27 protein-coding genes are annotated in these 26,496 nt (G+C 66.9%); 17 read left to right on the forward strand and 10 right to left on the reverse strand.

The features are described from left to right. Window positions 1-84: 84 nt before the first annotated feature. Both ACFQNJ_RS01830 and ACFQNJ_RS01835 read left to right on the forward strand, forming a co-directional pair. Window positions 85-570: a hypothetical protein gene (locus ACFQNJ_RS01830; protein WP_382253376.1), complete on the forward strand. Its 486-nt coding sequence runs from the start codon at window positions 85-87 to the stop codon at window positions 568-570. 7 nt (window positions 571-577) lie between these two features. After that, window positions 578-2,503 (forward strand): B12-binding domain-containing radical SAM protein, encoded by a 1,926-nt coding sequence (locus ACFQNJ_RS01835; protein ID WP_374638929.1) that lies wholly within the window; start codon window positions 578-580, stop codon window positions 2,501-2,503. Window positions 2,504-2,513: 10 nt separating this feature from the next. Here ACFQNJ_RS01835 and ACFQNJ_RS01840 read toward each other — a convergent pair whose 3' ends face one another. After that, on the reverse strand, window positions 2,514-3,176 hold the full coding sequence (locus tag ACFQNJ_RS01840; RefSeq protein ID WP_382253378.1) for a DsbA family oxidoreductase: 663 nt from the start codon (window positions 3,174-3,176) through the stop codon (window positions 2,514-2,516). A gap of 91 nt (window positions 3,177-3,267) precedes the next feature. Here ACFQNJ_RS01840 and aroE point away from each other — a divergent pair, with 91 nt between their 5' ends. After that, entirely contained in the window at window positions 3,268-4,089 is an 822-nt protein-coding gene (gene aroE, locus ACFQNJ_RS01845) for a shikimate dehydrogenase (protein WP_382253380.1), read from the forward strand. A gap of 94 nt (window positions 4,090-4,183) precedes the next feature. Further along, complete coding sequence (locus tag ACFQNJ_RS01850; protein ID WP_382253382.1) at window positions 4,184-5,074, forward strand: EamA family transporter; 891 nt, start codon at window positions 4,184-4,186, stop codon at window positions 5,072-5,074. Between the two features lie 31 nt (window positions 5,075-5,105). Here the strand turns inward: ACFQNJ_RS01850 and ACFQNJ_RS01855 are convergent, their stop codons facing one another. The 4 genes from ACFQNJ_RS01855 to ACFQNJ_RS01870 form a co-directional block, all read right to left on the reverse strand. Continuing rightward, window positions 5,106-5,363, reverse strand: coding sequence for a VF530 family protein (locus ACFQNJ_RS01855; RefSeq protein WP_374638925.1), 258 nt, complete (start codon window positions 5,361-5,363; stop codon window positions 5,106-5,108). Between the two features lie 66 nt (window positions 5,364-5,429). Continuing rightward, complete coding sequence (locus ACFQNJ_RS01860) at window positions 5,430-6,656, reverse strand: efflux RND transporter periplasmic adaptor subunit (RefSeq protein ID WP_382253384.1); 1,227 nt, start codon at window positions 6,654-6,656, stop codon at window positions 5,430-5,432. Beyond that, a complete protein-coding gene (locus tag ACFQNJ_RS01865; RefSeq protein WP_382253386.1) occupies window positions 6,653-9,022 on the reverse strand; it encodes an ABC transporter permease in 2,370 nt (789 codons plus the stop codon). The genes ACFQNJ_RS01860 and ACFQNJ_RS01865 overlap by 4 nt, the downstream gene beginning before the upstream one ends. A 13-nt stretch (window positions 9,023-9,035) precedes the next feature. Beyond that, window positions 9,036-9,773 carry an ABC transporter ATP-binding protein gene (locus ACFQNJ_RS01870; RefSeq protein ID WP_382253387.1) on the reverse strand — a complete coding sequence of 246 codons (738 nt, stop codon included), beginning with the start codon at window positions 9,771-9,773 and terminating at the stop codon, window positions 9,036-9,038. A 157-nt stretch (window positions 9,774-9,930) separates the two neighbouring features. Between ACFQNJ_RS01870 and ACFQNJ_RS01875 the strand changes: the two genes are divergently transcribed. Continuing rightward, on the forward strand, window positions 9,931-10,824 hold the full coding sequence (locus ACFQNJ_RS01875) for a DMT family transporter (RefSeq protein WP_382253389.1): 894 nt from the start codon (window positions 9,931-9,933) through the stop codon (window positions 10,822-10,824). Between the two features lie 77 nt (window positions 10,825-10,901). Further along, a complete protein-coding gene (gene aroQ, locus ACFQNJ_RS01880; protein ID WP_382253390.1) occupies window positions 10,902-11,372 on the forward strand; it encodes a type II 3-dehydroquinate dehydratase in 471 nt (156 codons plus the stop codon). Between the two features lie 5 nt (window positions 11,373-11,377). Here the strand turns inward: aroQ and ACFQNJ_RS01885 are convergent, their stop codons facing one another. Next, window positions 11,378-12,328, reverse strand: coding sequence for a LysR family transcriptional regulator (locus tag ACFQNJ_RS01885; RefSeq protein ID WP_382253392.1), 951 nt, complete (start codon window positions 12,326-12,328; stop codon window positions 11,378-11,380). A 95-nt stretch (window positions 12,329-12,423) separates the two neighbouring features. Here ACFQNJ_RS01885 and ACFQNJ_RS01890 point away from each other — a divergent pair, with 95 nt between their 5' ends. Continuing rightward, window positions 12,424-13,023: an FMN-dependent NADH-azoreductase gene (locus tag ACFQNJ_RS01890; RefSeq protein WP_382253393.1), complete on the forward strand. Its 600-nt coding sequence runs from the start codon at window positions 12,424-12,426 to the stop codon at window positions 13,021-13,023. 34 nt (window positions 13,024-13,057) lie between these two features. Further along, window positions 13,058-13,945 carry a pirin family protein gene (locus ACFQNJ_RS01895; protein WP_382253395.1) on the forward strand — a complete coding sequence of 296 codons (888 nt, stop codon included), beginning with the start codon at window positions 13,058-13,060 and terminating at the stop codon, window positions 13,943-13,945. A gap of 4 nt (window positions 13,946-13,949) precedes the next feature. Here ACFQNJ_RS01895 and ACFQNJ_RS01900 read toward each other — a convergent pair whose 3' ends face one another. Genes ACFQNJ_RS01900 through ACFQNJ_RS01910 form a run of 3 tightly spaced genes read right to left on the reverse strand, consistent with a single transcriptional unit; the run spans window position 13,950 to window position 16,733 of the window. After that, a complete protein-coding gene (locus ACFQNJ_RS01900) occupies window positions 13,950-15,125 on the reverse strand; it encodes an MFS transporter (RefSeq protein ID WP_382253397.1) in 1,176 nt (391 codons plus the stop codon). Beyond that, entirely contained in the window at window positions 15,118-16,218 is a 1,101-nt protein-coding gene (aroC, locus tag ACFQNJ_RS01905) for a chorismate synthase (protein WP_382253399.1), read from the reverse strand. The genes ACFQNJ_RS01900 and aroC overlap by 8 nt, the downstream gene beginning before the upstream one ends. A gap of 38 nt (window positions 16,219-16,256) precedes the next feature. Continuing rightward, the gene (locus ACFQNJ_RS01910) at window positions 16,257-16,733 is read right to left on the reverse strand and encodes a CBS domain-containing protein (protein WP_374638913.1); all 477 of its coding nucleotides are present in this window, start codon (window positions 16,731-16,733) and stop codon (window positions 16,257-16,259) included. A gap of 136 nt (window positions 16,734-16,869) precedes the next feature. On the opposite strand from ACFQNJ_RS01910, the gene ACFQNJ_RS01915 reads away from it, so the two are divergent. Genes ACFQNJ_RS01915 through ACFQNJ_RS01925 form a run of 3 tightly spaced genes read left to right on the forward strand, consistent with a single transcriptional unit; the run spans window position 16,870 to window position 20,291 of the window. Next, entirely contained in the window at window positions 16,870-18,180 is a 1,311-nt protein-coding gene (locus tag ACFQNJ_RS01915) for an O-acetylhomoserine aminocarboxypropyltransferase (protein ID WP_382253400.1), read from the forward strand. After that, window positions 18,180-18,998, forward strand: a complete 819-nt coding sequence (locus ACFQNJ_RS01920; RefSeq protein ID WP_374638911.1) for an alpha/beta fold hydrolase — start codon at window positions 18,180-18,182, stop codon at window positions 18,996-18,998. The genes ACFQNJ_RS01915 and ACFQNJ_RS01920 overlap by 1 nt, the downstream gene beginning before the upstream one ends. 33 nt (window positions 18,999-19,031) lie before the next feature. Beyond that, window positions 19,032-20,291 (forward strand): cytochrome P450, encoded by a 1,260-nt coding sequence (locus ACFQNJ_RS01925; RefSeq protein WP_382253402.1) that lies wholly within the window; start codon window positions 19,032-19,034, stop codon window positions 20,289-20,291. On the opposite strand, the gene ACFQNJ_RS01930 is transcribed toward ACFQNJ_RS01925, so the two are convergent. After that, window positions 20,284-21,519 (reverse strand): YihY family inner membrane protein, encoded by a 1,236-nt coding sequence (locus tag ACFQNJ_RS01930; RefSeq protein WP_374638909.1) that lies wholly within the window; start codon window positions 21,517-21,519, stop codon window positions 20,284-20,286. The two genes, ACFQNJ_RS01925 and ACFQNJ_RS01930, sit on opposite strands and share 8 nt — an antisense overlap. A 40-nt stretch (window positions 21,520-21,559) precedes the next feature. Here ACFQNJ_RS01930 and ACFQNJ_RS01935 point away from each other — a divergent pair, with 40 nt between their 5' ends. From ACFQNJ_RS01935 to xth, 6 genes are read left to right on the forward strand one after another with little or no spacing between them, the layout of a single operon-like run. After that, entirely contained in the window at window positions 21,560-22,024 is a 465-nt protein-coding gene (locus ACFQNJ_RS01935; RefSeq protein WP_382253403.1) for a DUF2069 domain-containing protein, read from the forward strand. Continuing rightward, window positions 22,021-23,439, forward strand: a complete 1,419-nt coding sequence (locus ACFQNJ_RS01940; RefSeq protein WP_382253404.1) for an FAD-binding oxidoreductase — start codon at window positions 22,021-22,023, stop codon at window positions 23,437-23,439. The genes ACFQNJ_RS01935 and ACFQNJ_RS01940 overlap by 4 nt, the downstream gene beginning before the upstream one ends. A gap of 42 nt (window positions 23,440-23,481) precedes the next feature. Then, window positions 23,482-24,321: a thymidylate synthase gene (locus ACFQNJ_RS01945; RefSeq protein WP_382253406.1), complete on the forward strand. Its 840-nt coding sequence runs from the start codon at window positions 23,482-23,484 to the stop codon at window positions 24,319-24,321. A gap of 16 nt (window positions 24,322-24,337) precedes the next feature. Further along, window positions 24,338-25,225, forward strand: coding sequence for a DMT family transporter (locus ACFQNJ_RS01950; protein ID WP_382253408.1), 888 nt, complete (start codon window positions 24,338-24,340; stop codon window positions 25,223-25,225). After that, complete coding sequence (locus tag ACFQNJ_RS01955; protein WP_374638903.1) at window positions 25,222-25,728, forward strand: dihydrofolate reductase; 507 nt, start codon at window positions 25,222-25,224, stop codon at window positions 25,726-25,728. The genes ACFQNJ_RS01950 and ACFQNJ_RS01955 overlap by 4 nt, the downstream gene beginning before the upstream one ends. Beyond that, a complete protein-coding gene (gene xth / locus ACFQNJ_RS01960) occupies window positions 25,725-26,492 on the forward strand; it encodes an exodeoxyribonuclease III (RefSeq protein WP_374638902.1) in 768 nt (255 codons plus the stop codon). Before ACFQNJ_RS01955 ends, xth begins: the two co-directional genes overlap by 4 nt. Window positions 26,493-26,496 lie beyond the last annotated feature (4 nt).

A 26,496-nucleotide genomic window follows, 5' to 3' on the forward strand; every position in this document is an offset into this window, starting at 1 on the left:
ACATTCCACGACAATGGGTGCACCGAAGTGCGCACACGCTGCGCACCACCCCACACCCCATTTCCATGAAAGGTGCCACACGCCATGTCCGTTCGCTCACTTCTGACCGCCGCTCTGGGTGCCGCCGCTGTCGGCACAGCTCTCCTTGCACCCGCGCTGGTGTCGGCCCAGACCGGTGCCATCGTCATCAGCGCCAAGGAAGGCGGCAAGAACCCGGGGTTTTGCATGCCGCAATGGTCCATCTCGAATGAGACCGGCAAGAACGTGGGCGCGCTGCTGGTGCAGGTGGAATGGCGCACACGCGGTGGCAAGGTGCTCGAACCCGCTGCGGCCCTGGGCAGCATCATTGAACCCTTCGCCGCCGGTCGCAAAAAGGACCTTAGCATGAATGGCTACACAGCCGCTTGTTCGGATCTGCAGCTGGTGGTGCGCAGCTATGCATGCCGGGACGCCAACGCGGTGCGCATGGCCTGCCCCGGTCCGCTGCGCGCAGACGCCCAAGGAGTCGTCGGCATCGACCTCGCCTCGGCCAAGGAAGGTCCAATGAAGGGTGCCACCGAGCAACGCTGACCAGCGCATGAGCACCTCGTTCCGTGTGCTGAGCCTCATCCCGCCGATGACGCAGCTCAACACGCCCTACCCCTCCACCGCCTACCTCACTGGCTTCCTGCGCTCGCGCGGCATCGACGCGGTGCAGGAAGATTTGGCGCTGGCGCTGGTGCTCCAGCTGTTCACGCCGGCCGGCCTGGAGGCGCTGCGCAGCTGCGCGCTCGCCCAGCCCGAGGCGCAGCGCACGGCCAGCGTGCACAGCTTCCTCGACCAGTTCGAGGCCTACCGCGCCACCATTGGCCCGGTGATCGCCTACCTGCAGGGGCGCGACTCGACGCTGGCCTACCGCATCGCCGCGCGTGGCCTGCTGCCCGAGGGGCCGCGTTTTTCCGCGCTGGACAACTACGTCGACGACGGCAGCGGCGATCCACTGGGCTGGGCTTTTGGCGCGCTGGGTGTGCAGGACAAGGCGCGCCATCTGTGCACGCTCTACCTCAACGACCTGTCGGACGTGATCCGCGACGCGGCCGACGAGCGCTTCGAGTTCGTGCGCTACGCCGAGTCGCTGGCCAGCAGCCAGCCCAGCTTCGACCCGCTGGCCGACGCGCTGGCCAAGCCACCCACGCTGGTCGACCAGTTGCTGCACGACCTGACCCTGTCGGCCATCCACCGCCACCAGCCGACGCTGGTGCTGCTGTCCGTGCCCTTCCCGGGCGCCATGTACGCGGCCCTGCGCATCGCGCAGACCATCAAGGCGCAGCACCCGCACATCCGCATTGGCCTGGGCGGCGGCTTCGTCAACACGGAGCTGCGCGAGCTGAAAGACCCGCGCGTGTTCGACTTCGTCGACTACGTGACGCTGGACGCGGGCGAGCGGCCCGTGCTCTCGCTGATCGAGCACCTGCACGGCGCGCGCGGCAGGCAGCGCCTGCAGCGCACCTTCCTGCGCGAGAACGGCGCCGTGAAGTATGTGAACCTGGCCGAGCCCGACATCCCGTTCGAGGATGTGGGCACGCCCACCTGGGACGGCCTGCCCATCGACCGCTACCTGAGCCTGCTGGACATGCTCAACCCCATGCACCGGCTCTGGAGCGACGGGCGCTGGAACAAGCTGACCGTGGCGCATGGCTGCTACTGGAAGAAATGCAGCTTCTGCGACGTGAGCCTGGACTACATCGGCCGCTACGAAACCGCGACCGCGTCCACGCTGGCCGACCGCATCCAGCGCATCGTCGAGGAAACCGGTCAGACGGGCTTCCATTTCGTGGACGAAGCAGCACCGCCCAAGTCGCTCAAGGCGCTTGCAGAGGAGTTGATCCGCCGTGACCTGCAGATCAGCTGGTGGGGCAATATCCGCTTCGAGAAGACCTTCACGCCCGAGCTGAGCGAGCTGCTGGCACAAAGCGGCTGCATCGCCATGAGCGGTGGCCTGGAGGTCGCCAGCGACCGGCTGCTCAACCTCATGAAGAAAGGCGTGTCGGTCGAGCAAGTGGCCCGCGTCACCAAAGGCTTCACCGACGCCGGCATCCTGGTGCACGCCTACCTGATGTACGGCTTTCCCACACAGACGCTGCAGGACACCGTGGACGCGCTGGAATACGTGCGTCAGCTGTTCGAAAACGGCTGCATCCAGAGTGGTTTCTTCCACCGTTTCAGCTGCACGGTGCACTCACCGGTGGGAATGGACCCGGCCGCTTACGGCATCGAACTCATCCCGCTGCCCGAGGTGAGCTTCGCCAAAAACGACATTGGCTTCATCGACCCCACCCCCATGCCACCCGGCGTGGACCACGATGTGCTGGGACAGGGCCTGCGCAAGGCCATCTACAACTACATGCACGGGCTGTGCGTGGAGGACGATGTGCGCCGCTGGTTCGAGCACCTGCCCTGCCCCGTGCCGCGTCCCACGGTCAAACGGGGAAAGATTGCCAAAGCGCTGACGTTGCGCGACTGACCCGGGCGAGTCAGGCCTGCTGTGCAATCTGCCGCAAGGCCTGCTCGAAACTCTCGGAGGGATGCCCGCCCGAGATCAGGTGGCGTTCGTTGATGATGACCGCCGGCACCGAATGAATGCCGTGGCTGGTGTAGAACTGCTCGCGCTCGCGCACCTCATCGGCAAAGTCGTCACCCGCCAGGATGGCCCGGGCACGGGTTTCGTCCAGGCCAACCTCCCGGACGCAGGCCAGCAGCACCGTAGCGTCCGACGGGTTCTCGGCGCGGCCGTGATAGGCCACCAGCAGGGCCTTCTTCAGGGCGTGCTGCTGGACGGGTGCCCCCTCTTCTCCGGCCCAATGCAGCAGCCGATGCGCGTCGAACGTGTTCCAGATCCGGCCGCGGCCTTCCGCGTTGAAGGCAAAGCCCTCCTGCGCGCCGCGCTGGCGGATCGTTTCGCGGATCTGCGCCTGCTGCTCGCTGGTGCTGCCATATTTGCGCGTCAGGTGCTCAGTGACATCTTCTCCCTCCGGCCCCATCTGGGGATTGAGTTCGAAGGGCTGGAAATGGAGCTCGGCGCTGACGGTGCCGTCCAGTCGCTCAAGGGCCCGCTCCAGGGCCGAAAGACCCACGGCACACCAAGGGCAGGCAATGTCCGAGACGAAGTCGATGCGCAGGGATACGGGCGTGTTCATGAAGGCATGTTAGCCCGATGTGACCAACCTTGCAGGGGAGCGGATCACCCGCCGGCTTGAGGGACAATCGATGCAATCCCGGAACCCCACCATGACCGACCGCTACGCCGTCATCGGCAAACCCATTGCTCACAGCAAGTCGCCCCTGATCCACGGCCTGTTCGCGCAAGCCACCGGGCAGGACATCGAATACACCGCCATCGAAGGACCGCTGGACGGTTTTGCCGACACGGTGCGCGCCTTCATTGCGGCCGGCGGCCGGGGCATGAACGTCACTCTGCCCTTCAAGCTGCAGGCCTTCGACATCGCCACCGACCCCATGGAGTCGGCGCGACTGGCTGGCGCAGTCAACGCCCTGAAGTTCGAGGCTGACCGCATTTACGCCCAGAACTTCGATGGCCTGGGTCTGGTCAACGACATCCAGCGCAACCTGGGCGTGCTGCTGACCGGCAAGCGCGTGCTCATCTGCGGCGCGGGCGGTGCCACGCGCGGCGCCATCCTGCCGATCGCGCAGCAGCACCCGGCCCTGCTGGCGGTGGCCAACCGCAGTGCCGACAAGGCGCACGAACTCAAGGCCGACTTCGCGGCCCACGCCACGCTGCAGACGGGTGGCTACGCCGACCTGGCCGGTGAAAGCTTCGACGTGGTGCTCAACGCCACCTCCACCGGCCTCTCGCAGGCCGAGCTGCCACTGCCCGCCGGCGTGTTCGCGCCCGGCGCACTGGCCTACGAGCTGGTGTACGGCAAGGGCCTGACACCCTTCCTGAAGCAGGCCCGCGCCGCTGGCGTGACACAACTGGTGGACGGCGTAGGCATGCTGGTGGAGCAGGCGGCCGAGGCCTTTGAATGGTGGCGCGGCGTGCGGCCGGACACCCAAGCGGTCATCAAGCGGCTGACCGTCCCCCTCGAATGAGCGCCCCCACGCTCCGCCGCTGCGCGGGTCGCTGCCCCCCAAGGGGGCTGACCCGCCTTGGGGCGGCCCGGCGGCGGGTCGTCTCTGCTGACACATGAACGCTTCTTCCCGTTGGGCGCAGGCGCTGCCCCTGCTGGCGGTGCTCGGCTCGGTCACCGCGCTGGGCCTGGGCACTTCACTGGCCAAGCAACTGTTTCCGCAAGTGGGCTCGCTGGGCACCACCGCGCTGCGCGTCGGCTTCTCGGCCCTGCTCATGCTCCTGATCTGGCGACCCTGGCGCTGGGCGCTCAGCCGCGCCGATGCCATCAGCCTGTTGCGCTACGGCGTGGCGCTGGGCTTCATGAACCTGCTGTTCTACCAGTCGCTCAAGACCATTCCTTTCGGTGTGGCCGTGGCGATCGAGTTCAGCGGGCCGCTGGCCGTGGCCTGCTTCGGCTTACGCCGCCGCATCGACTTTGTGTGGATCGCGCTGGCCATCGCCGGGCTGGGCCTGCTGCTGCCCCTCGGCCATGACGTGAGCACACTGGACCCGGTGGGTGTGGCCTATGCGCTGGCGGCCGCCTTCTGCTGGGCCACCTACATCGTGTTCGGCAAGCGCGTGGGGCATCTGCACGCCGGGCACTCGGTGGCCCTGGGCCTGAGCGTGGCCGCCCTCACGGTGGTGCCCTTTGGCATCGCCCATGCGGGTGCCGACCTGCTGCAACCCGGCGTGCTGGCCCTGGGTCTGGTGGTGGCCGCCATTTCCAGCGCCATCCCCATCTCGCTCGAAATGGTGGCCCTCAAGCGCCTGACGCCCGGCGCCTTCGGCGTGATGATCAGCCTGGAGCCCGCTGTGGCCGCTCTGCTGGGCCTGCTGATCCTCGACGAGCAACTGACCGCACTGCAATGGCTGGCCATCGTGCTGGTGATGGGCGCCGCTGTGGGCAGCGCAGCCACGCAAACGTCCAAGGCGCACCGCGGGCCGGCGGACGAGATCGTGCAGTAAGTGGTGAAGCAACAGGCGCTTCTGGCCTGACCTAACCCCGCCCCGATCGGCGGGCCTCCCGCAACATGAACAGATACAGGCCCTCCACCTTGTCGCGGGCCCAGGGCGTCTTGCGAAGAAACTTCAGGCTGGAATTGACGCTAGGGTCGTGTGTGAAACAGCGGATGGGAATTCTTCGCGCCAGCTCATCCCAACCGTAGTTCGCCTCCAGGGCGCGAACCATGGCCTCCAACGTCACACCGTGGAGGGGGTTGCGTGGCTGGTCAGCGGGTGGTGAAGGTTCTGTCATGGTGCGATTCTGCCTGCGATATCACGTGCATGACTGCCATCGCCTCCATCCCCCTGGCCGCCTGTATCAAGGCGCTGACCTCACCCGTACCGGCCGACCATCCGTCATCGCGCTACCGGGATACAGGATCACCACATCACCGGCCTTCAGGCCATCCTGTACCCAGGCGCTGTCGGCGTGGCGGTCCTTGAAGGTAACGGTGCGGGTGCGTGCCTTGCCGCCTTCGACCACGAAGACCTGCCAGCCGTCGCCCTGGCGCACCAGCGCGGCCGAGGGCACGAGCAGGGCGCCGTCCTGTGCCGAGAGGGTGATGCGCGCGTCCACCCTGAAGCCGTCGCCCAGGCGCTGCAGGTCGTCGGCTTTGGCGTCCAGCGCCACGACGACGTTGACGCGCTGCTCCTCGATACCCAGGGCCGAGACCTTGGTGAAGGCCTGGGGTTCGATGCGTGCCACGGTGCCGGCCAGCGGCGGCTGGGCGCGGCCGGTGGCCAGTTGCACCACGGCGCCGGGCGGGATGCGCGGCGCGTCGCCCGAGAGCACGTCCACCACGGCTTCGAGCGCGCCGGTGTCGCCAATCTCCAGCAGCGGCTGGCCGGCGGCAACGGGCTCGGCACTTTCCTTGTGCAGCTTGAGCACACGGCCGGTGACCGGGCTGGTGAGCGACCACAGACCTTGCGCCACAGCACCGCTGCCGGGCTGGGCGCGCTGCAACGCGGCGCGGGCCTCGCCCAGTGCATGGTCGGCCGCCGCTTGCTGGGCCTGGCCGGCGCGCAGCGCCTGCTGCGCGGCCTCGCGTGCCAGGCGGGCCTGGTCACGCGCCGAAGCGGCGATGAAGTTGTCTTTGGCCAGTTGATCGGCGCGCTCGGCCTCCAGCGTGGCCTGGGCCAGCGCGGCCTGCAGGCGTTTGACGTTGGCCACGGCGGCGGCCAGCGAGGCGTCGGCGGTGCCCACACGCTCCTGCAGCACGCCGCGGGTGCGCGCGTCGATCATCGACGGCGCCGAGGGCGCCAGCACCGCCACCACGTCGCCCGCCTGCACCGCGTCGCCCACCTTGAGGGTGGGCCGCTGCAGTTGCGCCGCCGTGGGCGCGGTGACGGTGTAGCGCTGCTGCAGGCGCAGGCGGCCGTCTTCCTCGATCACCTGCTCAAAGCGCCCCTCGGCCAAGGTAGCGGTTTCCACCACCAGCGGGCGCGGGCGATAGGCCGCCCACAGCACGGCCGCCAGTGCCGCCACGGCCAGGCCGCCGATGAGCCAGCGGCGTTGTGACATCCCATTGATAGCTTTGTTGTTCATTCACGCACCTTCAAGACGGAAACCAGATCCAGACGGTCGATCTGCCGGCGCACCAGCAGGGCGCTCACCACCCCGGCGGCCAGCACGATGAGAGCCGCCGATGCATAAGTCGACGGCTCAATCACCACCGGAAAATCGATCGCGTCACTGGACATGAGCCGCATCATCAGCGAGGCCAGGCCCCAGCCCAGCAGCGCACCAATCGGCAAGGCCAGCAGCAGCTCGGCCAGCAGCTCGGCCAGCAGCAGCACCGAGACCTCGGCCCGCGTCATGCCCAGCACGCGCAGACTGGCCAGCTCCCAGGCCCGCTCGGACAGCGAAATGCGCGCCGCGTTGTAGATGATGCCCACCGCCATGGCCACGGCGAACAGGGTCAGGATGCCGCTGAACACGCCCATGTTGCGCTGGGTGCGGTGGTTGAACTCTGCCATGGTGCTGGCCTTGTCGAACACCGAGTTGATCAGCGGCGCCGTCTTCACGGCAGACCAGAAAGCGTCCATGGCCTGCGGGTCCACCTGCAGGGCGGCATCGGCCACGCCGTCGCCATCGCCGGCCAGGCGGTTGAGGGTGTCGAGGTTCATGTACAGCAGCTGGCCGAACATGGTGTGGGCAATGTCCACCACCGTCACGTCCACCGTGCGCTGGCTCCAGAGGCGAAAGCGGATCTGCACCCGGTCGCCTACGCGGGCGCCAAGCTCCTTGGCCAGCAGGGCCGAGAGCACCACCCCGTCGGGCGGCAGCGACAGTGCGCCGCGGTGTTCGTCCACCAGGCGCATCAGGCGCGCGTCGCCGCGCAGCGCCATGACCGCAGTGTCCTTGGTGGTGCCGCGCAGGCTGATCTTGACCGATTCGGTGCGGTAGACCTCGGCGTCGATCACGCCGGGCAGGCGCTGGAGGTCACGCACCGCGTCCACCGGCACCGGGCGGTGGAAGTTGACCAGCACATCGCCCTGCTGCACCTGGCGGAATTGCACATCCACGATGTGGTCGATGGCGTCGAGCCAGAATGCGCCCGAGATCTGCAGCGCCACCGCCAGTGAAATGCCCGTGACAGTGAACGCCGCACGCAGGGGCCGGCGCTCCAGGTTGCGTACCACCATGCGCGCGCCAGTGGAAAGAAAGCGCCCCAGCCCCAGTCGCTCCAGCAGCGTGGCGGTGTAGGCCGGCGGCGCGGGCGGCAGCATGGCCTGCGCCGGGCGCAAGCGCACCACGGCGTGGATGGCGGTCCAGGTGCCGGCGGCGGCGGCCAGCGCGGCGATCAGCGCCGACAGCAACACCAGCCCGGTGTCGGTGGCATAGGCCAGGCGATTGAAGCGAAACACCTCGTCGTACAGGCTGAGCATGCCTCGGCCAATGAGCTGGCTCAGGCCCAGCCCGGCCACCACGCCCAGCCCGGCGATCACCAGCGCCAGCTGGATGTAGTGCCAGGCGATGGCCCCATCGCTGTAGCCCAGGGCCTTGAGCGCGGCGATCTGGCTGCGCTGTGTGGCCACCTGGCGGCTGAGCACCACGTTGAGGATGAACATGGCCACGGCCAGAAAGATCGAGGGCAGCACCGTGCCCATGACCTTGAGCTGCGAGAGTTCGTCCGAGACGATCTTAGTCGAGAGTTGGCGGTCGCGCCCCACCGCACCGACGCTGCCATAGGGTTCGAGCAGGCGGTCGAGGGCCGTGAGCACCGGCTGCTCGGCCACGCCCCCGTGCAGGCGCAGCGAGACCTGATTGAACGCGCCCTGCATGTCGAAGGCCTCGGTCATGCGCTGGCCGTCGATCCACCAGATGCCGAAGCTGGTGTCGTCGGGCGCACCGCCCTGCGAGGCGAACACGTACTCGGGCGAGACAGCGGTGCCCACCAGGTGCACGCGTTCCAGGCGGCCGTTGAAGATGGCGTGCACCACGTCACCGGGCTTGAGGTTGCGCGCGGCGGCAAAACGGTCGCTCACCAGGGCTTCCAGCTGGCCGTCGCGTTCGGGCCATCGGCCGGCGCGCAGCGTGAGCGCGTTCAGGCCCTGACGGCCAGCGTGCACACGCGAGAGATCCAGACCGATGAAGCGGCCGGTGACCGGCTGCAGCACGCCCGGCAAATCCACCTGCGCGTCGAAGGCCACAGTCAGCTGCGCCTCGGCCACGCCGGGGATCGCCTCGATGCGCTCGCCCAGCGACACCGGAGCGCGCTTGACGCCAGCGAACAGGTCGGCCAGCCGGTTGTCGCGGTAGAACGCATCGCGCGAGCTTTTGAGGGAGTCGTGCACCGCAAACATACCGACAAATCCGGCCACGCCGATGGCCACCACCACCGCGATGGTGATGACCTGCGCCCGCAAGCGGGTCAGGTCACGCCAAAGCTTGGTCTGCAGGGCAGTCATGGCCGTACCCTCGTCACCAGCTCAGCGACGAGGCCGGTACCTTGTGCTCGTTGGCGTGGCTCTCGACGATGCGGCCATCGGCCAGGCGCAGCACTCGGTCGGCCATATCGGCAATCGGCGCGTTGTGGGTGATCACCACGGTGGTGGTGCCCAGTTCACGGTTCACCCGCTCGATGGCCTGCAGCACCATGATGCCCGTGGCGCAGTCCAGCGCACCGGTGGGTTCGTCGCACAGCAGCACCTCAGGCCGCTTGGCGATGGCGCGGGCAATAGCCACCCGCTGCTGTTCGCCGCCCGAGAGCTGCGAGACGAAGTGGTGCCGCCGGGGTGCCAGGCCCACCAGCGCCAGCGCATCGGCCGGATCCATGGGGTCGTCAGCCAGGTCGGTCACCAGCGCCACATTCTCCTCGGCCGTCAGGCTGGGAATGAGGTTGTAGAACTGGAACACAAAGCCCACGTGCTCGCGCCGGTAGCGCGTCAGTTCGGCATCACCCGCGCCAATCAGCTCGTGTTCCTGGCCGTCATGCGTCCACTTGGCCGAGCCGCTGGTGGCCGTGTCCAGCCCGCCCAGGATGTTCAGCAGCGTGGACTTGCCGCTGCCCGACGCGCCCAGCAGCACCACAAACTCGCCACGCACGATGTCAAGATCCACCCCGCGCAGGGCGTGGACGGCCGTCTCCCCCTCGCCATAGGTCTTGGTCAGGGCTCGTGCCGTGAAAACGGAAGGTGAACTCGTGGAGGGCGCCAGCATAGGACGATGATGAAGCATCCGGAAAACCGGGCGATGACTTGCATCAACATCGTATCGATCCTCGGTTTCCGTAGCGCGAGGACCAGACAGGCGGCCATCTGGCAGGCATGAGCCGACAGGACAGCGCGCTGCGGCCTTTTCCTCGACAATCACCGCGGTGAAAACACGCCATTTCGCCCAGCTTGTCGGTCTGTCTGCGCTCTGGGGCGCATCCTTCCTGTTTCTGCGCATTGCCAGCCCGGTCTTCGGGCCGCAGGTGCTGGCCGGCGCACGGGTGCTGCTGGCCACCTTGACCCTGGCGGTGATCATGCGCCTGCTGCGCCATCGCTGGCCTTGGGAGCACTGGCGCGAGCTGACTTTGCTGGGTGCGCTGTCGGTGGCCCTGCCTTTCCTGCTGTTCGCCTGGGCTGCCCTGCGTCTGCCAGCGGGCTACAGCGCCCTGCTCAACACCACGGTGGTGCTGTTCGGCACCCTGTCGGCCGCCTGGTTCAAGGAGGACACGCTGAGCGCCCGCAAACTGCTCGGCTGTGCGGCCGGGGCCGCCGGCGTGGCCCTGATCGTGCGACTGGGGCCGGTCCAACCCGATGCGCAGACGCTGCTGGCGGCGCTGGCCTGCATCGGTGCTGCGTTCTGCTACGGCGTGAGCACTCCCCTCATGAAGCGCGCCACGCAACGGATCCAGCCGCTGGCGATTTCCGCATCGATCCATGTGTTCGCCCTTGGCATGGTGGTGCCGGGTGCCGTCTGGTCACTGCCACAGGCCGGATACACCACGCCTGCGCTCCTGTCCCTGCTGGTGCTGGGCATCATCACTTCCGGATTGGCCTACTGGCTGCACCTGCGCATCGTGCGCCACGTCTCGCCCGTGGCGGCCACCAGCCCGGCATTCCTGATCCCGGTATTCGGCGTCGCCTGGGGCCACATCTTCCTGGGCGAGGCTCTCTCGCCCGGCATCTTTGCCGGTGGTGCGCTGGTGCTGCTGGCCACCGCGCTGGTCACCGGATTCAACCCACTGCGCCGCAACGCGCCGCCGGTGGAACCGGCGCCCTGACCACCAGGGACAGCGCCGAGACGTCGCACAAACGTGGCAACATAGCGCCATCGCCCCTGTGCCGCCTCGCACCGACCATGACCCGAAAGATCCTCGTCCTCAACGGCCCCAACCTCAACCTCCTCGGTACGCGGGAGCCCGGCCAGTACGGCCACTCGACACTGGCCGATGTCGAGGCTGCCTGCACGGCGCACGGCCAGCGACTGGGCCATGAGGTGGAGTGCTTCCAGAGCAACTGGGAAGGCGCCCTGATCGACAAGATCCACGAATACGGTCGCCTCTTCCGTGAAGGAAAGGTCCTGGGTGTGGTCTTCAACCCGGGCGCCCTGACGCACACCTCCATTGCGCTCCATGATGCCATCAAGGGCGTGGAGCCGCTGCCCGTGATCGAGTGCCACATCTCCAACGTGCATGCACGGGAAGCGTTCCGGCACCACTCCTGGGTGTCACCGGTGGCCGGTGGCATCGTGGTCGGATTCGGTACGGATGGCTACCTGCTGGCCATTGACGGGCTGGTGCGCAAGTACGGCGCGACTGCCCGCGACTGAGCATCTCAGCCACTGCTGGCGGCCTGCCGAAGCACCTGCTGCAGCATCTCGATGAAGGCCCGCGTCTTGGCGGGCAGCAGTTTGCGGCCGGGAGTCACCGCCCATGCGGTGCTTTCGGGCAGGCACCAATCTGGCAGCACGCGGCGCAGTCGACCAGCCCGCACATCGGCCAGGGCAAACAGATCGGGCACGGCCGCCAATCCCACTCGGCTGCGGGCCAGACGCACCAGCGTTTCCGGCGAGTTCGCCTGGATTCTCGCCGGTGGCTGCCCCTGCCACTGGCGATCTCCCCGGATCAACACCCATGGCTGTGAGCGACCAGCACTGCCCAGGCGGATGGCCTGATGCCGCATCAGCTCCTCCGGCTCACGTGGCTCGACGTGTTCGGCCAGATAGTCTGGCGACGCATAGAGTCCGTGGGTGAACACCGCCAGGCGGGTCGCGACCAGCAGGGCGTCATCCGGAAGCTCACCCATGCGCACCGCCAGGTCGAAACCCTCGCCGATCAGGTCCACCCGCCGCGGTGACAGGTCCAGTTCCAGTGTGACCGCCGGGTGCAAGGCCGAGAAAGCCGCCAGGCTGTCGGCCAGCAGCAGGTTGGCCAGGTCACTGGGCATCGACACGCGCAAGCGACCACTGGGCTCGGCCCGGCGCTGCTCACGCAAAGCGATCACCGCTTCCAGGCTGCTGGCCAGTTCCCGGGCGTGCTCCATCAACTGAGCACCCAGTTCGGTCAGCGTCTGGCGACGGGTGGTGCGGATCAGCAAGGGTTCGCCCATCTGCTGCTCCAGCGCCGCTAGCCGGCGAGAGACAGTGGACTTGGGCAGGCCCATGCGCTCAGCGGCCCGCGTCAGGCTGCCGCCCTCCACCACCTGTGCGAACAGCAGCAGATCAGCGGGATCAAGGGGGGCAGGCGCAGTCCACCAAGGAGGCGGGGTAATGTCTTTTTGTTCCATTATTGGAACAATGTTATCCAAATAACCCAATTTATCAAAATATTGTCCCGATTTAAAGTCCAGACATCGCATCCATCCCCCATCAAGGCACCACCATGAAGATTCTGCAAATCAACGCCAGCGCCCGCCGTGAGGGCGCCAATTCCACCAAGCTGGCCAACACCGTGACCGAGCGCCTGAAGGCCGCCCAACCGGCCGCCACCGTGACGCTGCGCGACCTGGCCGCCACCCCCGTGACGGTGCTGGACGAGGCCGCTCTGGGTGCCCTGTTCACCCCGGCCGAGCAGCGCAGCGCCACCCAGGCCGTCGTGGTGTCCGAGTACGACGCCCTCATCGCCGAGATTCAAGCCCACGACGCCATCGTGCTGGGCGTCCCGATGTACAACTTCGGCGTGCCGGTGCAGCTCAAGGCCTGGATCGACGCGATCGCCCGTGCCGGCGTGACCTTCCGCTACACGGAAAGCGGCCCCGAAGGCCTGATCAAGGGCAAGACCGTTTACGTGGCGCTGGCCCGCGGCGGCCTGTACCGCGACCAGCCGCACGACAGCCAGGTGCCGTATCTGAAGACCGTGCTGGGCTTCCTGGGCCTGACCGACGTGCGCTTCATCTACGCCGAAGGCCTGGCCATGGGCCCCGAGGCCGCCGCCAAGGGCTTTGCCCAGGCCGAGGCCGATCTGGCCCAGGCACTGGCCTGAACCACGAACCTGTTCCAGCACTGAGGAGAACCGCATGAGCCAACACCCCACCTCTGTCTTGCAGCAGCCCCGGCGCATCGAGCGTCTGGTGGCCGGTCAGGCCACGTCCGACGGGGCGGGTGTCAAGCTCACGCGGGTCCTCACACAGGATCTTCAGCGCCGGCTCGATCCCTTCCTGATGCTCGATGCGTTTGGCAGCGATGATCCGGACGACTACATCGCGGGCTTCCCTGACCATCCGCACCGTGGGTTCGAGACCATCACCTACATGATCGCGGGCCGCATGCTGCACCGTGACAGCGCCGGCCACGAAGGCCTGCTGGAAAACGGCGGTGTGCAGTGGATGACCGCTGGCCGCGGCGTGATCCACTCCGAGATCCCGCAGCAGGAGCATGGCGTGATGGAGGGCTTCCAGCTCTGGCTGAACCTGCCAGGACGGGACAAGATGAACAGCCCCTGGTACCGCGACTTCAAGAACGCCGACCTTCCCCAGTTCACCACCGACGCCGGGGTGTCGGTCACCGTGATCGCGGGTGAAAGCCATGGCGTGACCGGCGCGGTCACCCGTGACGCCACGCAGCCCTTGTACCTCGATATTCACCTGCCCGCTGGAGCCGCTTTCTGCCAGCCGCTGTCCTCGGCGCACAACGCCTTCGTCTACGTCTACCGGGGCAGCGTCACCATCGACGGGAAAGTGGTGCCCGCCCAGCGCATGGCCTTGCTGGCCAACGACCCTGCCAGCGACGGTGTGATGATCGAGGCCACGGCAGACGCCAAGGCCTTGCTGATTGCCGGCCGGCCACTGAATGAACCCATTGCCCAGTACGGACCCTTCGTGATGAACACCAAGGAGGAGATTTACCAGGCGCTGGCGGATTTCCGCGATGGCAAGCTGGGCGAAGAGGCCCACACCAGCGCCTGAGTGATCAGGTGGCCCGGGGGTGCTCCAGCCGCCCCAGGCGCCAGGCGCACAGTGCGGCCATGGTCGCACACCCGGCCGATACCCAGAACACGCTGGACAAACCCAGGCGTGAGGACAGCAGGCCGCCACCCAACCCGCCGATGACGCCGGGCAAGCCGTAGCCGATCAGGCTGTACAGCGCCTGCCCACGCCCGCGCAGTCGGCCTGGAAAGTGATGCGAGATCAGCGCGATGCAAGCGGTGTGGTGCGCCGCAAAGGTGATGGCATGGGCCAGCTGGGCCAAGAACAGAACCCACAAAAGCTCGGGCGAACCGGCCGTCAGCCCCATGCGCAACACCATCAGCACCGCCGCCAGCAGCAGCCACCCCGTCAGGGACAGGCGTGGCAACCAGCGCCCCTGGGTGAAGAACCAGCCGATCTCAATGATGACCGACACCGCCCACAGCAGGCCGATGGTGGTCTTGCTGTAGCCCAGACTGTCCAGGTACAGCGAGAAGAAGATGTAGATGAAGATGTGCGACAGCACATGAAAGAACAGCGCCGCGAAGAACCAGCGCACCGCGGGCTGGCGGAGCACCGGCCTCACACTGGGCTTGACCTCGTGGGGCGGCAATGCGTCCTTGTGGTCAGGCAGCCACCAGACACTGGCCGTCACCGCCAGCAAGGACAGGCTGGTCCAGACCGGAAAGTCGCCCAACCCCCGGTATTCGAACCAGACGCCGGCCGCCAGCACCGTGACCAGAAAACCCAGCGAGCCCCACAGCCGCACCCGTCCGTAACGCCGGGCATCGAACGCCCCACCCTGGCTCACCAGATGCGCCAGCGCCGCCTCACTCATCGGCATCATGGCGCTGGTGTGGCTGAACATCAGCAGCAGGACCACGAACAAGGCCATGCCGCCCAGTGGAAACCAGAGCCCGATGGACAGCAGCAGCGCGGCCGTGGCGCCGTAGCGCAGGAGCTTGACGCGCTCGCCCGTGTGATCGCTGAGCCACCCCCAGGCGTAGGGGGCGAACAGCCGCGTCCCCGACTGCACCGAGGTCAGCACGCTGATGGCCAGCAGCCCGAAACCCAGCTCCTTGAGCCAGAGCGGCAGGTAGGGATTGAAAAACCCGATGTGAGCGAAGTAGCTGGCCGATAGCGCTGCGAAGGGCAGCAGCTGTTTGCGCTGCTCAGGCACGACCAGCGGCTGCGATGTCCGGTGTGCCGACCTGCACGTCACCGCACTGCGCGCGGTGGCGCAATGCGTGATCCATCACCACCAGCGCCAGCAGTGCCTCCATGATGGGCGCTGCACGGATGCCGACGCAGGGGTCATGCCGCCCCTTGGTGATCACCTCGGTGGGCTGACCGTCCACGTCGATGGAATCGCGCGGAATCAGGATGGAACTGGTCGGTTTGATGGCCACCGACACGTCCAGGTCCTGCCCGGTGCTGATGCCGCCGAGCACGCCACCGGCCTTGTTGCCGATGAAGCCCTGAGGCGTCAGCGAATCCCCATGGGTGGACCCCTTGTCGGCCACCGACGCGAAACCGGCACCGATCTCCACCCCCTTGACGGCATTGAGCCCCATCATGGCGTAGGCAATGTCGGCATCAAGCTTGTCGTACAGCGGCTGGCCCAGGCCTACCGGCATGTTCTTCGCGACCACCCGCAGGCGCGCGCCGCAGGAATCGCCGCTCTTGCGCAGGAGGTTCATGTAGTCCTCCAGCGCCGACACATCGGCCACCGGAGCGAAGAAGGGGTTGTTCGGCACATGATCCCAACTCTCGAAGCCGATCGGCACCTCGCCGATCTGCGTCATGCAGGCGTGGAAGGTGGTGCCGAACTTTTCCTTGAGCCACTTCTTGGCCACCGCTCCGGCCGCCACCGTGGGTGCCGTCAGGCGGGCAGAGCTGCGGCCACCACCGCGCGGATCCCGGATGCCGTACTTCTGCCAGTAGGCATAGTCGGCGTGGCCGGGGCGGAAGGTCTGCAGGATGTTGCCGTAGTCCTTGCTGCGCTGATCGGTGTTGCGGATCAGCAGAGCAATCGGCGTGCCCGTGGTCTTGCCCTCGTACACACCGGAGAGGATCTCCACCGCGTCGGGCTCGTTGCGCTGGGTCACGAACTTGCTGGTGCCGGGGCGGCGGCGATCCAGATCGCGCTGGATGTCGGCCTCCGACAGGTCCATGCCCGGCGGGCAGCCGTCGATCACGCAGCCGATGGCCGGGCCGTGGGATTCACCAAAGTTGGTGACGCAAAACAGGGTGCCGAAGGTGTTGCCGCTCATGCGGCAGGATTATCCCAGAGCCTGTGGCTGCAGCCTGTTCAGGCAGCCGGCTTGTCCGCTTCGTTGGCCTGTTCGCTCTCGTCTTCGGGCCAGTCGCGGATGTAGGCCTTGAGCATCTTGTTCTCGAAGTTCTGCGCGTCGACCACAGCCTTGGCCACGTCGTAAAAGCTGATCACACCCATCAGCATGCGGTTCTCGATGACCGGCATGTAGCGTGCATGACGGTCGAGCATCATGCGTCGCACCTCATCCATGTCGGTGGCCATGGTGCAGGTGAGCGGGCCAGGATCCATGGCCCGGTAGACCGTCGTGGTGCCGAAGGAGCCACCGTTCTTGACCACGGTGTGGATCACCTCGCGGAAGGTCAGCATGCCTACCACCAGTCCATTGGCCATCACCACCAGCGAACCGATGTCCTTCTCGGCCATCAGCTGTGCCGCATCGGCCAGGCTGTCCTCGGGGGTGATCGTGTAGAGCGTGTTGCCCTTGACGCGCAGGATGTCGCTGACCTTCATGGCTCTTCTCCTCGGGATAGGTGCTGTCCCCAGCTTGGCTGGCGTGAGCACAAATATAGCCCACAATTGGTGCAAACCACCGGCGGACCACGCAGGATGTGCTGCCGCCGACCCGACCTGACCGAGGAGACTTCCCATGCCTGGCTATTCCGACCCCGGCTTCGACACGCTGGCGCTGCACGCCGGCGCCGCGCCGGACCCGGCCACCGGCGCCCGTGCGGTGCCCATCCACCTGACGACCTCGTTCGTCTTCGAATCGAGCGATCACGCCGCTGCCCTCTTCAACCTGGAGCGCGCCGGCCACGTCTACAGCCGGATCAGCAACCCGACCAATGCGGTGTTCGAACAGCGCATGGCGGCGCTGGAAGGCGGTATCGGCGCGATTGCCGTGGCCAGTGGCCAGGCGGCGCTGCACCTGTCGATCGCCACCCTGATGGGCGCCGGCTCGCACATCGTGGCATCGACCGCCCTCTACGGCGGCAGCCAGAACCTGCTGCACTACACCTTGCGCCGCTTCGGCATCGAAACCACGTTCGTGAAGCCGGGCGACATCGACGGCTGGAAGGCCGCCGTGCGACCGAACACCCGTCTGTTCTTTGGTGAAACCGTGGGCAATCCCGGCCTGGACGTGCTGGACATCCCGACCGTGGCGCAGATCGCGCACGAGGCCCAGGTGCCGCTGCTGGTGGACAGCACGCTGACCACGCCCTACCTGATCAAGCCCTTTGAACACGGCGCCGACCTGATCTACCACTCGGCCACCAAGTTCCTCAGTGGCCACGGCACCGTCATTGGTGGCGTGGTGGTCGATGCCGGCAGCTTCGACTGGGACGCCTCGGGCAAATACCCGGAACTGACCGAGCCCTACGACGGTTTCCACGGCATGACCTTCAGCGAGGAAAGCACCGTCGGCGCCTTCCTGTTGCGTGCGCGCCGCGAGGGCCTGCGCGACTTCGGCGCCTGCCTGAGCCCGCACAGCGCCTGGCTGATCCTGCAGGGGCTGGAAACCCTGCCGCTGCGCATGGAACGGCACATGTCCAACACCGAGAAAGTGGTGCAGTTCCTGGCCAGCCACCCGCTGGTCGGCCGGGTCGGCCACCCCCTGCTCGAATCGCACCCCAGCCATGCGCTGGCGAACCGGCTGCTCCGGCACGGCGCCAAGGGCGCAGGCTCGGTGTTCAGTTTCGACATCCAGGGCAGCCGCGAGCAGGGCAAGGCTTTCATCGAGGCGCTCAAGATCTTCAGCCACCTGGCCAACGTGGGCGACTGCCGCTCGCTGGTGATTCACCCGGCCAGCACCACCCACTTCCGCATGAGCGACGAGGCACTGGCCGGCGCCGGCATCGGCCCCGGCACCATCCGCCTGTCCATCGGGCTGGAAGACCCGGACGACCTGATCGACGATTTGAAGCGTGCGCTCAAAGCCGCAGAAAAGGCAGGTGCGTGATGGAACTCCAAGTCAACGGCGCCAAGACCTACTGCTACACCGGCGGCAAGGCTTTCGACCCCGCCAAGCCCACGGTCGTGTTCATCCACGGCGTGCTCAACGACCACAGCGTCTGGATCCTCCAAACGCGCTACCTGGCCCACCACGGCTGGAACGTGTTGGCGGTGGACCTGCCGGGCCACTGCCGCAGCGAGGGCGATGCCCCTTCCACGGTCGAGGAAGCGGCCGACTTCATCGGTGCCCTGCTCGATGCCGCCGGTGTGCAGAAGGCCGCGCTGGTCGGGCACAGCTGGGGCTCGCTGATCGCCATGGAAGCGGCTGCACGCCTGAAGGACCGCGTCACGCACGCGGTGCTGGTCGGCACGGCCTTCCCGATGAAGGTCTCACCCGCCCTGATCGATGCCTCGCTGAATCAGCCCGAGAAGGCCCTGACCATGGTCAATGTGTTCTCGCGCTCCACGTTGTGCGCCCCGCCGTCGGCGCTGGGGCCGGGCACCTGGGTCTATGGCGCCGGCATGGCGCTGGGTCGGCGTGTGCTGCGCAGCAACCCCAGGGTCAATGTGTTCCACCGGGGCTTCGTGGCCTGCGACAACTATGCGGGCGGCGAGGCGGCGATGGCAGCGCTGACTTGCCCGGTGCTGTTCCTGCTTGGCGGGCAGGACCAGATGACCCACCCCAAGGCGGCCCAGGGCCTGATCAAGGCGGCGCAAGCAGCTGGTCAGAAGGTGAAGGTGGTGACCCTGCCCGTCGGCCATCACCAGATGACCGAAACGCCGGACGAGACGCTTTTCGCCATCCGCGATTTCCTCAAGACCTGAGCCATGGTGGCGGCCGCGCAGATCACCCCGCCCATGAGCGCCGAACGGGCGCGCGAGATCGCGGCCAGCTTCGATCTGCGCGCCCTGCCGGCCGACTTTCTGGCCAACCCTTACCCGGTGTATGCCACCCTGCGCGAGACCGAGCCGGTACACCGTATGCCCGACGGATCGCTGTTCCTCACGCGCCACGCCGACCTGATGGCGGTGTACCGCGACGCGGCGGTGTTCAGCTCGGACAAGCATGTCGAGTTCGCGCCCAAGTATGGCGTGGATTCGCCGCTGTACGAGCACCACACCACCAGCCTGGTGTTCAACGACCCGCCACTGCACACCCGGGTGCGCAAGCTGATCATGGGCGCACTCACGCGGCGCGCGATCGCCGACATGGAGCCGGGCCTGGTCACGCTGGTCGACAGCCTGCTCGATCGCATCGAGGCCCAAGGAGGCGGCGACCTGATCGAGGACTTCGCTGCCGCCATCCCGGTGGAAATCATTGGCAACCTGCTCGGTGTGCCGCACGCTGATCGCGGCCCGCTGCGCGACTGGTCGCTGGCCATCCTGGGCGCGCTGGAACCCGTACCCACGCCGGAGCAGCATGCGGCCGGCAACCGCAGCGTGACCGAGATGCTGGATTACCTGAGAACCCTGGTGGCCGAGCGGCGCAAGGCGCCCGGTGATCCCGAACGTGATGTGCTCACCCGCCTGATCCGGGGCGAGGCCAACGGCGAGCAGCTGAGCGAGGTGGAGCTGCTGCAGAACTGCATCTTCCTGCTCAACGCAGGCCACGAAACCACCACCAACCTGATCGGTAACGGACTCATCCTGCTGCAGGAGTTCCCCTCGGCGAGAACTCAGTTGCAGGCCGATCTGCGCGCAGCCGGTGCTGATGAGGCAGCCAAAGAACAGGTGCTGACGCTGGCGGTGGACGAATGCCTGCGCTTCGAGTCGTCCAACCAATTGGGGAACCGGCGCGCGCTTGCACCCACGGTCGTCGGGGGAGTGGACGTGCCCGCCGGCACCTTGGTCACACTCTGCATCGGTGCCGCCAATCGCGACCCCGCGGCTTTTGCAGTCCCGGAAACACTGGACCTGCGACGCGAAACCAACAGGCACCTGGCCTTCGGATTTGGCATCCACCAATGCGCGGGTCTGAGCCTGGCGCGCCTGGAGGGCCGCATCGCCATCGGGCGCTTCCTGCAGCGCTTTCCCACCTACCAGCTGACGACTGCCCCCATCCGCGGCGGTCGGGCACGCTTTCGCGGATTTCTGTCAGCACCCTTTGCCGTCAGCTGAGCCGCTGCAGCGCATCGGCCACCGGCATGTCAACCATCCGGCTGGCGCTCCAGAACGCCTGCGTGCCAGGCTCACGGGCCAGCAACAGCCGCTCGGCCAGGGGGGCCAGCGGTGTCGACTCCAGATCGGCCATCAGCACATAGCGTTCCTGCCCTTCATCCAGGCGTGCGACCCAGTCCAGCCGGATCAGCACGGCCACGGGCTCCTCCAGTTGCAAGGGGTCCACCCGCAATCGCCGGGCGATCTCGTCGAGCGCGAGGCCCCGGACCGGCTGGCGGCCCGCCTCCCTAAGCTGATCCAGCACCTCCAGCGCGAGCTGGAAGTTCCAGCCGGCACCGTCACCCCGACGGGCAATCCCTGAGAGCAGGCTGGGCAGGTAGGCGGTCACCACCGCCCCCAGCAGCACGATCACCCAGAGCAGGTAGATCCACACCAGCAGGATCGGCACCGTGGCAAACGCCCCGTAGACCACCGAATACGTGGGCACCAGGCCCAGGTACCAGGCCAGCACACTCTTGGCCAGCTCCAGGCCGGTCGCCACAAACAGGCCACCCACGCAGGCATGGGTCCATCGCACCTGGGTGTTCGGGACGTAGCGATACAGGGCAGCCACTCCGCCCGCCACCAGCAGGAACTGCAGCGCATCCAGCAGGAACCGCACCGATCCGGGCTGGGCACCCACCCACCCGCGCGACATCGAGACCGCGTAGGAAGTCACGGACAGGCTGCCGGCCAGCAGCAGCGGGCCCAGGGTCAGCACAGCCCAGTAGACCAGGATCCGCTGCGTAAGAGACCGCGGTGTGCGCACGCGCCAGATGTCATTGAGCTTGCGATCGATGGTCAGAATCAGCGCCAGCGCGGTCACCAGCAGGATCATCGCACCGGCCCAGCCCATCTGCCCCGCCTTGGAAGCGAACTGGCTGAGGTAGCTGAGCACCTGCTTGCCGATGTTGTCGGGCACCAGGCTTTCCACCAGCCAGCGCTGCACCGTGTTCTGCAGGCGCGAGAACATCGGGAAGGCGCTGAATACCGCCAGCGCCACGGTGAACAGGGGGACCAGCGAAATCGTGGTGGTGAAGGTCAGGCTGCTGGCGGTCACGCCCAGCCGGTCCTCGCGAAAACGCTCGCGCAGGGTCCAGGCGGTGGTCCGCCAGGGGAAGCCGAGCAGGTCACGCCACAGTTCGTTGAGGAAGGTTTCCAGCGCGCCCAGGCGCTCACTCAGGGTCATCCCGGTATCATGCCACCTCACGTCCGCCGTCCGCCCCTCCATGTCCCCAGCCTCTTCCGCTTCCTCTGCCCGTCTGGTCGCCCGGACCCGTGTCCTGGCCGTGTCCAGCCTCATCGGACTCATTGTTCTTGGCCTGGCCTGGGAGCTCTGGCTGGCGCCTCTGCGCCCCGGCGGTTCGTGGCTGGTACTCAAAGTCCTTCCGCTGACCCTGCCGCTGGCCGGTTTGCTCAAGAACCGCATGTACACCTACCGCTGGCTGAGCTTGCTGGTGTGGGTGTATTTCACCGAAGGCGTGGTGCGCGCCACCAGTGACCAAGGCCTGTCCGCCGTCCTGGCCGGTATCGAGGTGCTGCTGTGCGTGTTGCTGTTTGTGGCCTGCGCCCTGCATGTGCGGATCCGGCTGAAGTCGGCCGGCAAGGACGCGGTAGCGGCCGATGCCGCCCGTCGTGCGATCGAAACCGGTGCACCGTCCGATCCGGTTCCCACCACCAGCACCAAGCCATGAGTACCCTGATCGACCAGTTGCGCGCCATCGTCGGCGCCGCCCACGTCCTGACCCGGGATGACGGCAACGATCTGTCCGCCTGGGAACAGGACTGGCGCAAACGCGCCCATGGCCACGCATTGGCCGTGGTGCGGCCAGGATCGACCGACGAGGTGTCCGCCGTGGTGCGGGCTTGCGCCGCCGCAGGACACAGCATGGTGCCCCAGGGCGGCAACACCGGCCTGGTGGTCGGGTCGGTGCCCGACGACAGCGGCCACCAGGTGGTGCTCAGCCTGACGCGCCTGAACCAGGTTCGCGCCATCGACGGCGCCAACCTGACGATGACGGTCGAAGCGGGCTGCATTCTTCAGACACTGCAGGAAACCGCGCAGAAGGCAGGCTTCCTGTTTCCCCTGTCGCTGGCGGCCGAAGGCAGCTGCACCATCGGCGGCAACCTGGCCACCAACGCCGGCGGAACCCAGGTTGTTCGCTACGGCAACGCCCGTGACCTGTGCCTGGGGCTGGAAGTGGTCACGGCACAAGGCGAGGTCTGGCAGGGTCTCGGCGGCTTGCGCAAGGACAACACCGGCTACGACCTGCGCGATCTGTTTGTCGGCAGCGAAGGCACCCTGGGCATCATCACCGCCGCCACCATGAAGCTCTACCCGCTGCCTGCAGCGCAGCTGACCGCCTGGGCGGCCGTGCCGTCGCTGGAAGCGGCCGTGGCCTTGCTGGGCCTGGCGCATCGCCACCTGGGTGCCGGCCTCACCGGCTTCGAGGTCATGGGCCAGTTCGCCCTGGGGCTGGTGGACCGTCACATGCCGCAGTTGCGCGTGCCCCTGTGGGCCGACCATCCGTATTGCGTGCTGCTGGAAAACAGCGACAGCGAATCCGAGGCCCACGCCCGGACCCAGTTCGAGCACCTGCTGGAGTCTGCTTTCGAGGACGGCATCGTCAGCGATGCGGTGGTCGCCGAAAGCCTGCAGCAGGCCCATCAGCTGTGGCACATCCGCGAGAGCATTCCGCTGGCGCAGGCCGAAGAAGGCCTGAACATCAAGCACGACATCAGCATTCCGGTGTCACGCATACCGGCGTTCTGCGCCGAGACCGATGCCCTGCTCCAGCGCGAGATCCCGGGCGTGCGCCTGGTCAACTTCGGCCACCTGGGCGACGGCAACCTGCACTACAACGTGCAGGCCCCCGCCCATGGCGACCCGGCCACCTTTCTGCGCGAACAAGAGGCCCGGGTGAACACCCTGGTGTTTGACCAGGTGCACCGCTTCGGTGGTTCCATCAGCGCCGAACATGGCGTCGGCAGCCTCAAGGCCGACAAGCTCCCGCTGTACAAGGATCCCGTGGCCCTGGGCCTGATGCGCAGCATCAAGCAGGCACTCGATCCCCACAACATACTCAACCCCGGGCGCGTGCTGGCCTGAACCCGAGCGCATCCGCCGTCCCACCGATACCGCTTCTTTCGCATGACCGCCCCGAATCGCCCCATCCGCTCCCAGTACGAAGACTTCATGCGCCATGTGTTCGAGCATGGCGTCCAGAAGGGCGACCGCACCGGCACGGGCACCCGCAGCGTGTTCGGCCACCAGATGCGCTTCGACCTCAACGAAGGCTTCCCGCTGGTGACCACCAAGAAGGTGTTCCTCAAGGCCATCATCGTCGAGTTGCTCTGGTTCCTGCGCGGTGACAGCAATGTCAAATGGCTGCAGGAGCGCGGCTGCACCATCTGGGACGAATGGGCGCGCGAGGACGGCGACCTGGGACCGGTCTACGGTGTTCAGTGGCGCAGCTGGCCCACCCCGGATGGCGGCCACATCGACCAGATTGCCGAGGTGGTCAAGCAGCTGAAGACCAACCCCGACAGCCGCCGCATCATCGTCAGCGCCTGGAACGTGGCAGACCTGTCCAAGATGGCGCTGATGCCCTGTCACGCGTTCTTCCAGTTCTATGTGGCGCCCGCTACCGAGCCGGGCGGCAAGGGCAAGCTGTCCTGCCAGCTCTACCAGCGCAGCGCCGACATTTTTCTCGGTGTGCCCTTCAACATCGCCAGCTACGCCCTGCTGACCCACATGCTGGCCCAGCAGTGCGACCTGGACGTCGGCGACTTCATCTGGACCGGCGGCGACTGCCACATCTACGACAACCACGTCGAACAGGTACAGACCCAGCTGGCCCGCCAGCCCTTCGCCTACCCGACGCTGAACATCAAACGCAAGCCCGCCTCGATCCTCGACTACGAGTACGAGGATTTCGAGGTCGTCGGCTACGAGTGCCATCCGGCGATCAAGGCGCCTGTGGCTGTCTGACCACCAGGTTCCGCCCATGATGTCGCGACGCCAGCTCTGGGCGCTGCTGGCCCTCACGCTCATGTGGGGCGTCAACTGGCCCATGATGAAGCTGTCCCTGCAGCAGCTCACGCCACTGTACTTCCGTGCCAGCACCATGCTCCTGGGGGCCGCATGGCTGTTCGTGTATGTGGCCGCCAAGGGACAGCGCATGCATCCCACCGGGCGCGAGTGGCTGACCATCCTGTGGCTCGGCCTGCCCAACGTGCTGGGCTGGCACACCCTGTCCATCTTCGGTGTGCAGGAACTGGCCTCGGGCCGCGCGGCCATCCTGGGTTTCACCATGCCCATCTTCACCGTCCTGCTGGGGGCGGCCTTCTTCGGCGAACGCATCACGCCACGCGTTCGGGTGGCGGTCATTTGTGCGGCGCTGGCCATTGCCCTGCTGCTCTGGCACGAACTGCAGAAACTCTCGGGCCGTCCGGCAGGCATCGCCTGGATGCTGGGTGCCGCCATCTGCTGGGCCTTGGGCACCCTGATGTTCCGGCGCGCCAAGCTGACGCTGTCCCCGCTGGCGGTCACGGTCTGGATGTTGCTGCTGGGCTCCCTGGTGCTGTGGGTGCTGGCCTTTGCCACCGAACCGGTTCCGAAAATCGCGAGTTTCAGCCTGTCCATGTGGTTGAGCCTGGCCTACGGCGTGCTCATCAACTATGGCTTCGCCCAGCTGATCTGGTTCGGCATGGCCCGCGACCTGCCGCCGGCCACCAGCGCCATGAGCGTCATGGCCATCCCGCTGGTCGGCACGCTCAGCGCCACTTTCATCGTCGGCGAAGTCCCGCACTGGCAAGACTGGCTGGCCATGGGCTTCGTGATGATGGCGATCGCCAGCGTGCTCTGGCCCACCCGCGGCACAATCCGGGCATGACCCCCGCGACTCCAGCCCGCCTGAACCTTATCTACGCCCGCGCCCGCAACGGCGTGATCGGCAAGGACAACCAACTGCCCTGGCACCTGCCCGAAGACCTCGCGCATTTCAAGCGCACCACCCTGGGCTGCCCGGTGATCATGGGCCGCAAGACCTGGGACTCCTTGCCACCGAAGTTCCGGCCCCTGCCTGGCCGCCTCAACATCGTAGTCACCCGGGACAGGAACTGGGTGGCCGATGGCGCCAGCGTGGCGCACTCGCTGGAAGAGGCCCGCGCCCTGTGTCCACCGGATACCGACGCCTGGGTGATCGGTGGTGCGCAGATCTACACACAGGCCTTGCCGCTGGCCAGCCGCGTGGTGGTCACCGAGATCGACCGCGACTTCGACGGCGACGCCTTCGCGCCTGTGCTCGGCGCCGTGTGGCAGGAGACCGCCCGTGAAGCCCATGTCAGCGCCAGCGGCCTGCCCTTTGCCTTCGTCACCTACACCCGCACGCCATGAAGCTCGCCACCTGGAACATCAACTCGCTCAATGTCCGTCTGCCCCAGGTGCTGGAATGGCTGGCAGCCAACCCGGTCGACGTGCTGGCCCTTCAGGAACTCAAGCTCACCGATGACAAGTTTCCGGCCCAGGCCTTTGCCGAAGCTGGCTACCAGGCCCAGTGGTTCGGGCAGAAGACCTACAACGGAGTGGCACTCATCAGCCGCTCGCCCGCCATCGAGGTGATCCGCAACATCCCCGGCTTCGAGGACGAGCAGTCACGCGTGCTGTGCGCCACGATCGACGGCATCCGCGTCATCGGAGCCTATTTCCCCAACGGCCAGGAGCCGGGCAGCGACAAGTTCGCCTACAAGATGCGCTGGCTGGACGCGCTGCGCGAATGGGTGCGCACCGAAATGGCCCGCCACCCCGAACTGGTGCTGATGGGCGACTTCAACATCACGTTTGACGACGCCGATGTCTGGGACCCGGACGGCCTGCGTGAAACCATTCACTGCACGACCGAAGAACGCACCCATCTGCAGGCGCTGATCGGTCTGGGACTGCATGATGCCCACCGGCTGTTCGACCAGCCGCCCAAGAGCTTCAGCTGGTGGGACTACCGCATGCTGGGTTTCCAGAAGAACCGGGGCCTGCGCATTGACCACATTCTGATAAGCGATGCGGTCCGCGCCAGGGCCTCTGCCTGCACCATCGATCGCGCCCCGCGCAAGAACAAGCAGCCCAGCGATCACGCCCCGGTCGTTCTGACCCTCGGGAGCTGAGCCC

This window comes from Hydrogenophaga bisanensis (assembly GCF_042665135.1).
In the GTDB taxonomy this organism is placed as follows: Bacteria; Pseudomonadota; Gammaproteobacteria; order Burkholderiales; family Burkholderiaceae_C; genus Hydrogenophaga; species Hydrogenophaga bisanensis.

Coding starts and splice junctions, on each gene's coding strand:
- ACFQNJ_RS01895 (WP_382253395.1), top strand. CDS start 13,058: ATGAGCCAACACCCCACCTCTGTCTTGCAGCAGCCCCGGCGCATCGAG.
- ACFQNJ_RS01830 (WP_382253376.1), top strand. CDS start 85: ATGTCCGTTCGCTCACTTCTGACCGCCGCTCTGGGTGCCGCCGCTGTC.
- xth (WP_374638902.1), top strand. CDS start 25,725: ATGAAGCTCGCCACCTGGAACATCAACTCGCTCAATGTCCGTCTGCCC.
- aroC (WP_382253399.1), bottom strand. CDS start 16,218: ATGAGCGGCAACACCTTCGGCACCCTGTTTTGCGTCACCAACTTTGGT.
- ACFQNJ_RS01840 (WP_382253378.1), bottom strand. CDS start 3,176: ATGAACACGCCCGTATCCCTGCGCATCGACTTCGTCTCGGACATTGCC.
- ACFQNJ_RS01870 (WP_382253387.1), bottom strand. CDS start 9,773: ATGCTGGCGCCCTCCACGAGTTCACCTTCCGTTTTCACGGCACGAGCC.
- ACFQNJ_RS01955 (WP_374638903.1), top strand. CDS start 25,222: ATGACCCCCGCGACTCCAGCCCGCCTGAACCTTATCTACGCCCGCGCC.
- ACFQNJ_RS01920 (WP_374638911.1), top strand. CDS start 18,180: ATGGAACTCCAAGTCAACGGCGCCAAGACCTACTGCTACACCGGCGGC.
- ACFQNJ_RS01935 (WP_382253403.1), top strand. CDS start 21,560: ATGTCCCCAGCCTCTTCCGCTTCCTCTGCCCGTCTGGTCGCCCGGACC.
- ACFQNJ_RS01910 (WP_374638913.1), bottom strand. CDS start 16,733: ATGAAGGTCAGCGACATCCTGCGCGTCAAGGGCAACACGCTCTACACG.
- ACFQNJ_RS01890 (WP_382253393.1), top strand. CDS start 12,424: ATGAAGATTCTGCAAATCAACGCCAGCGCCCGCCGTGAGGGCGCCAAT.
- ACFQNJ_RS01950 (WP_382253408.1), top strand. CDS start 24,338: ATGATGTCGCGACGCCAGCTCTGGGCGCTGCTGGCCCTCACGCTCATG.
- ACFQNJ_RS01860 (WP_382253384.1), bottom strand. CDS start 6,656: ATGAACAACAAAGCTATCAATGGGATGTCACAACGCCGCTGGCTCATC.
- ACFQNJ_RS01940 (WP_382253404.1), top strand. CDS start 22,021: ATGAGTACCCTGATCGACCAGTTGCGCGCCATCGTCGGCGCCGCCCAC.
- ACFQNJ_RS01865 (WP_382253386.1), bottom strand. CDS start 9,022: ATGACTGCCCTGCAGACCAAGCTTTGGCGTGACCTGACCCGCTTGCGG.
- ACFQNJ_RS01855 (WP_374638925.1), bottom strand. CDS start 5,363: ATGACAGAACCTTCACCACCCGCTGACCAGCCACGCAACCCCCTCCAC.
- ACFQNJ_RS01930 (WP_374638909.1), bottom strand. CDS start 21,519: ATGACCCTGAGTGAGCGCCTGGGCGCGCTGGAAACCTTCCTCAACGAA.
- ACFQNJ_RS01915 (WP_382253400.1), top strand. CDS start 16,870: ATGCCTGGCTATTCCGACCCCGGCTTCGACACGCTGGCGCTGCACGCC.
- aroE (WP_382253380.1), top strand. CDS start 3,268: ATGACCGACCGCTACGCCGTCATCGGCAAACCCATTGCTCACAGCAAG.
- ACFQNJ_RS01850 (WP_382253382.1), top strand. CDS start 4,184: ATGAACGCTTCTTCCCGTTGGGCGCAGGCGCTGCCCCTGCTGGCGGTG.
- ACFQNJ_RS01945 (WP_382253406.1), top strand. CDS start 23,482: ATGACCGCCCCGAATCGCCCCATCCGCTCCCAGTACGAAGACTTCATG.
- ACFQNJ_RS01925 (WP_382253402.1), top strand. CDS start 19,032: ATGAGCGCCGAACGGGCGCGCGAGATCGCGGCCAGCTTCGATCTGCGC.
- ACFQNJ_RS01885 (WP_382253392.1), bottom strand. CDS start 12,328: ATGGAACAAAAAGACATTACCCCGCCTCCTTGGTGGACTGCGCCTGCC.
- ACFQNJ_RS01835 (WP_374638929.1), top strand. CDS start 578: ATGAGCACCTCGTTCCGTGTGCTGAGCCTCATCCCGCCGATGACGCAG.
- aroQ (WP_382253390.1), top strand. CDS start 10,902: ATGACCCGAAAGATCCTCGTCCTCAACGGCCCCAACCTCAACCTCCTC.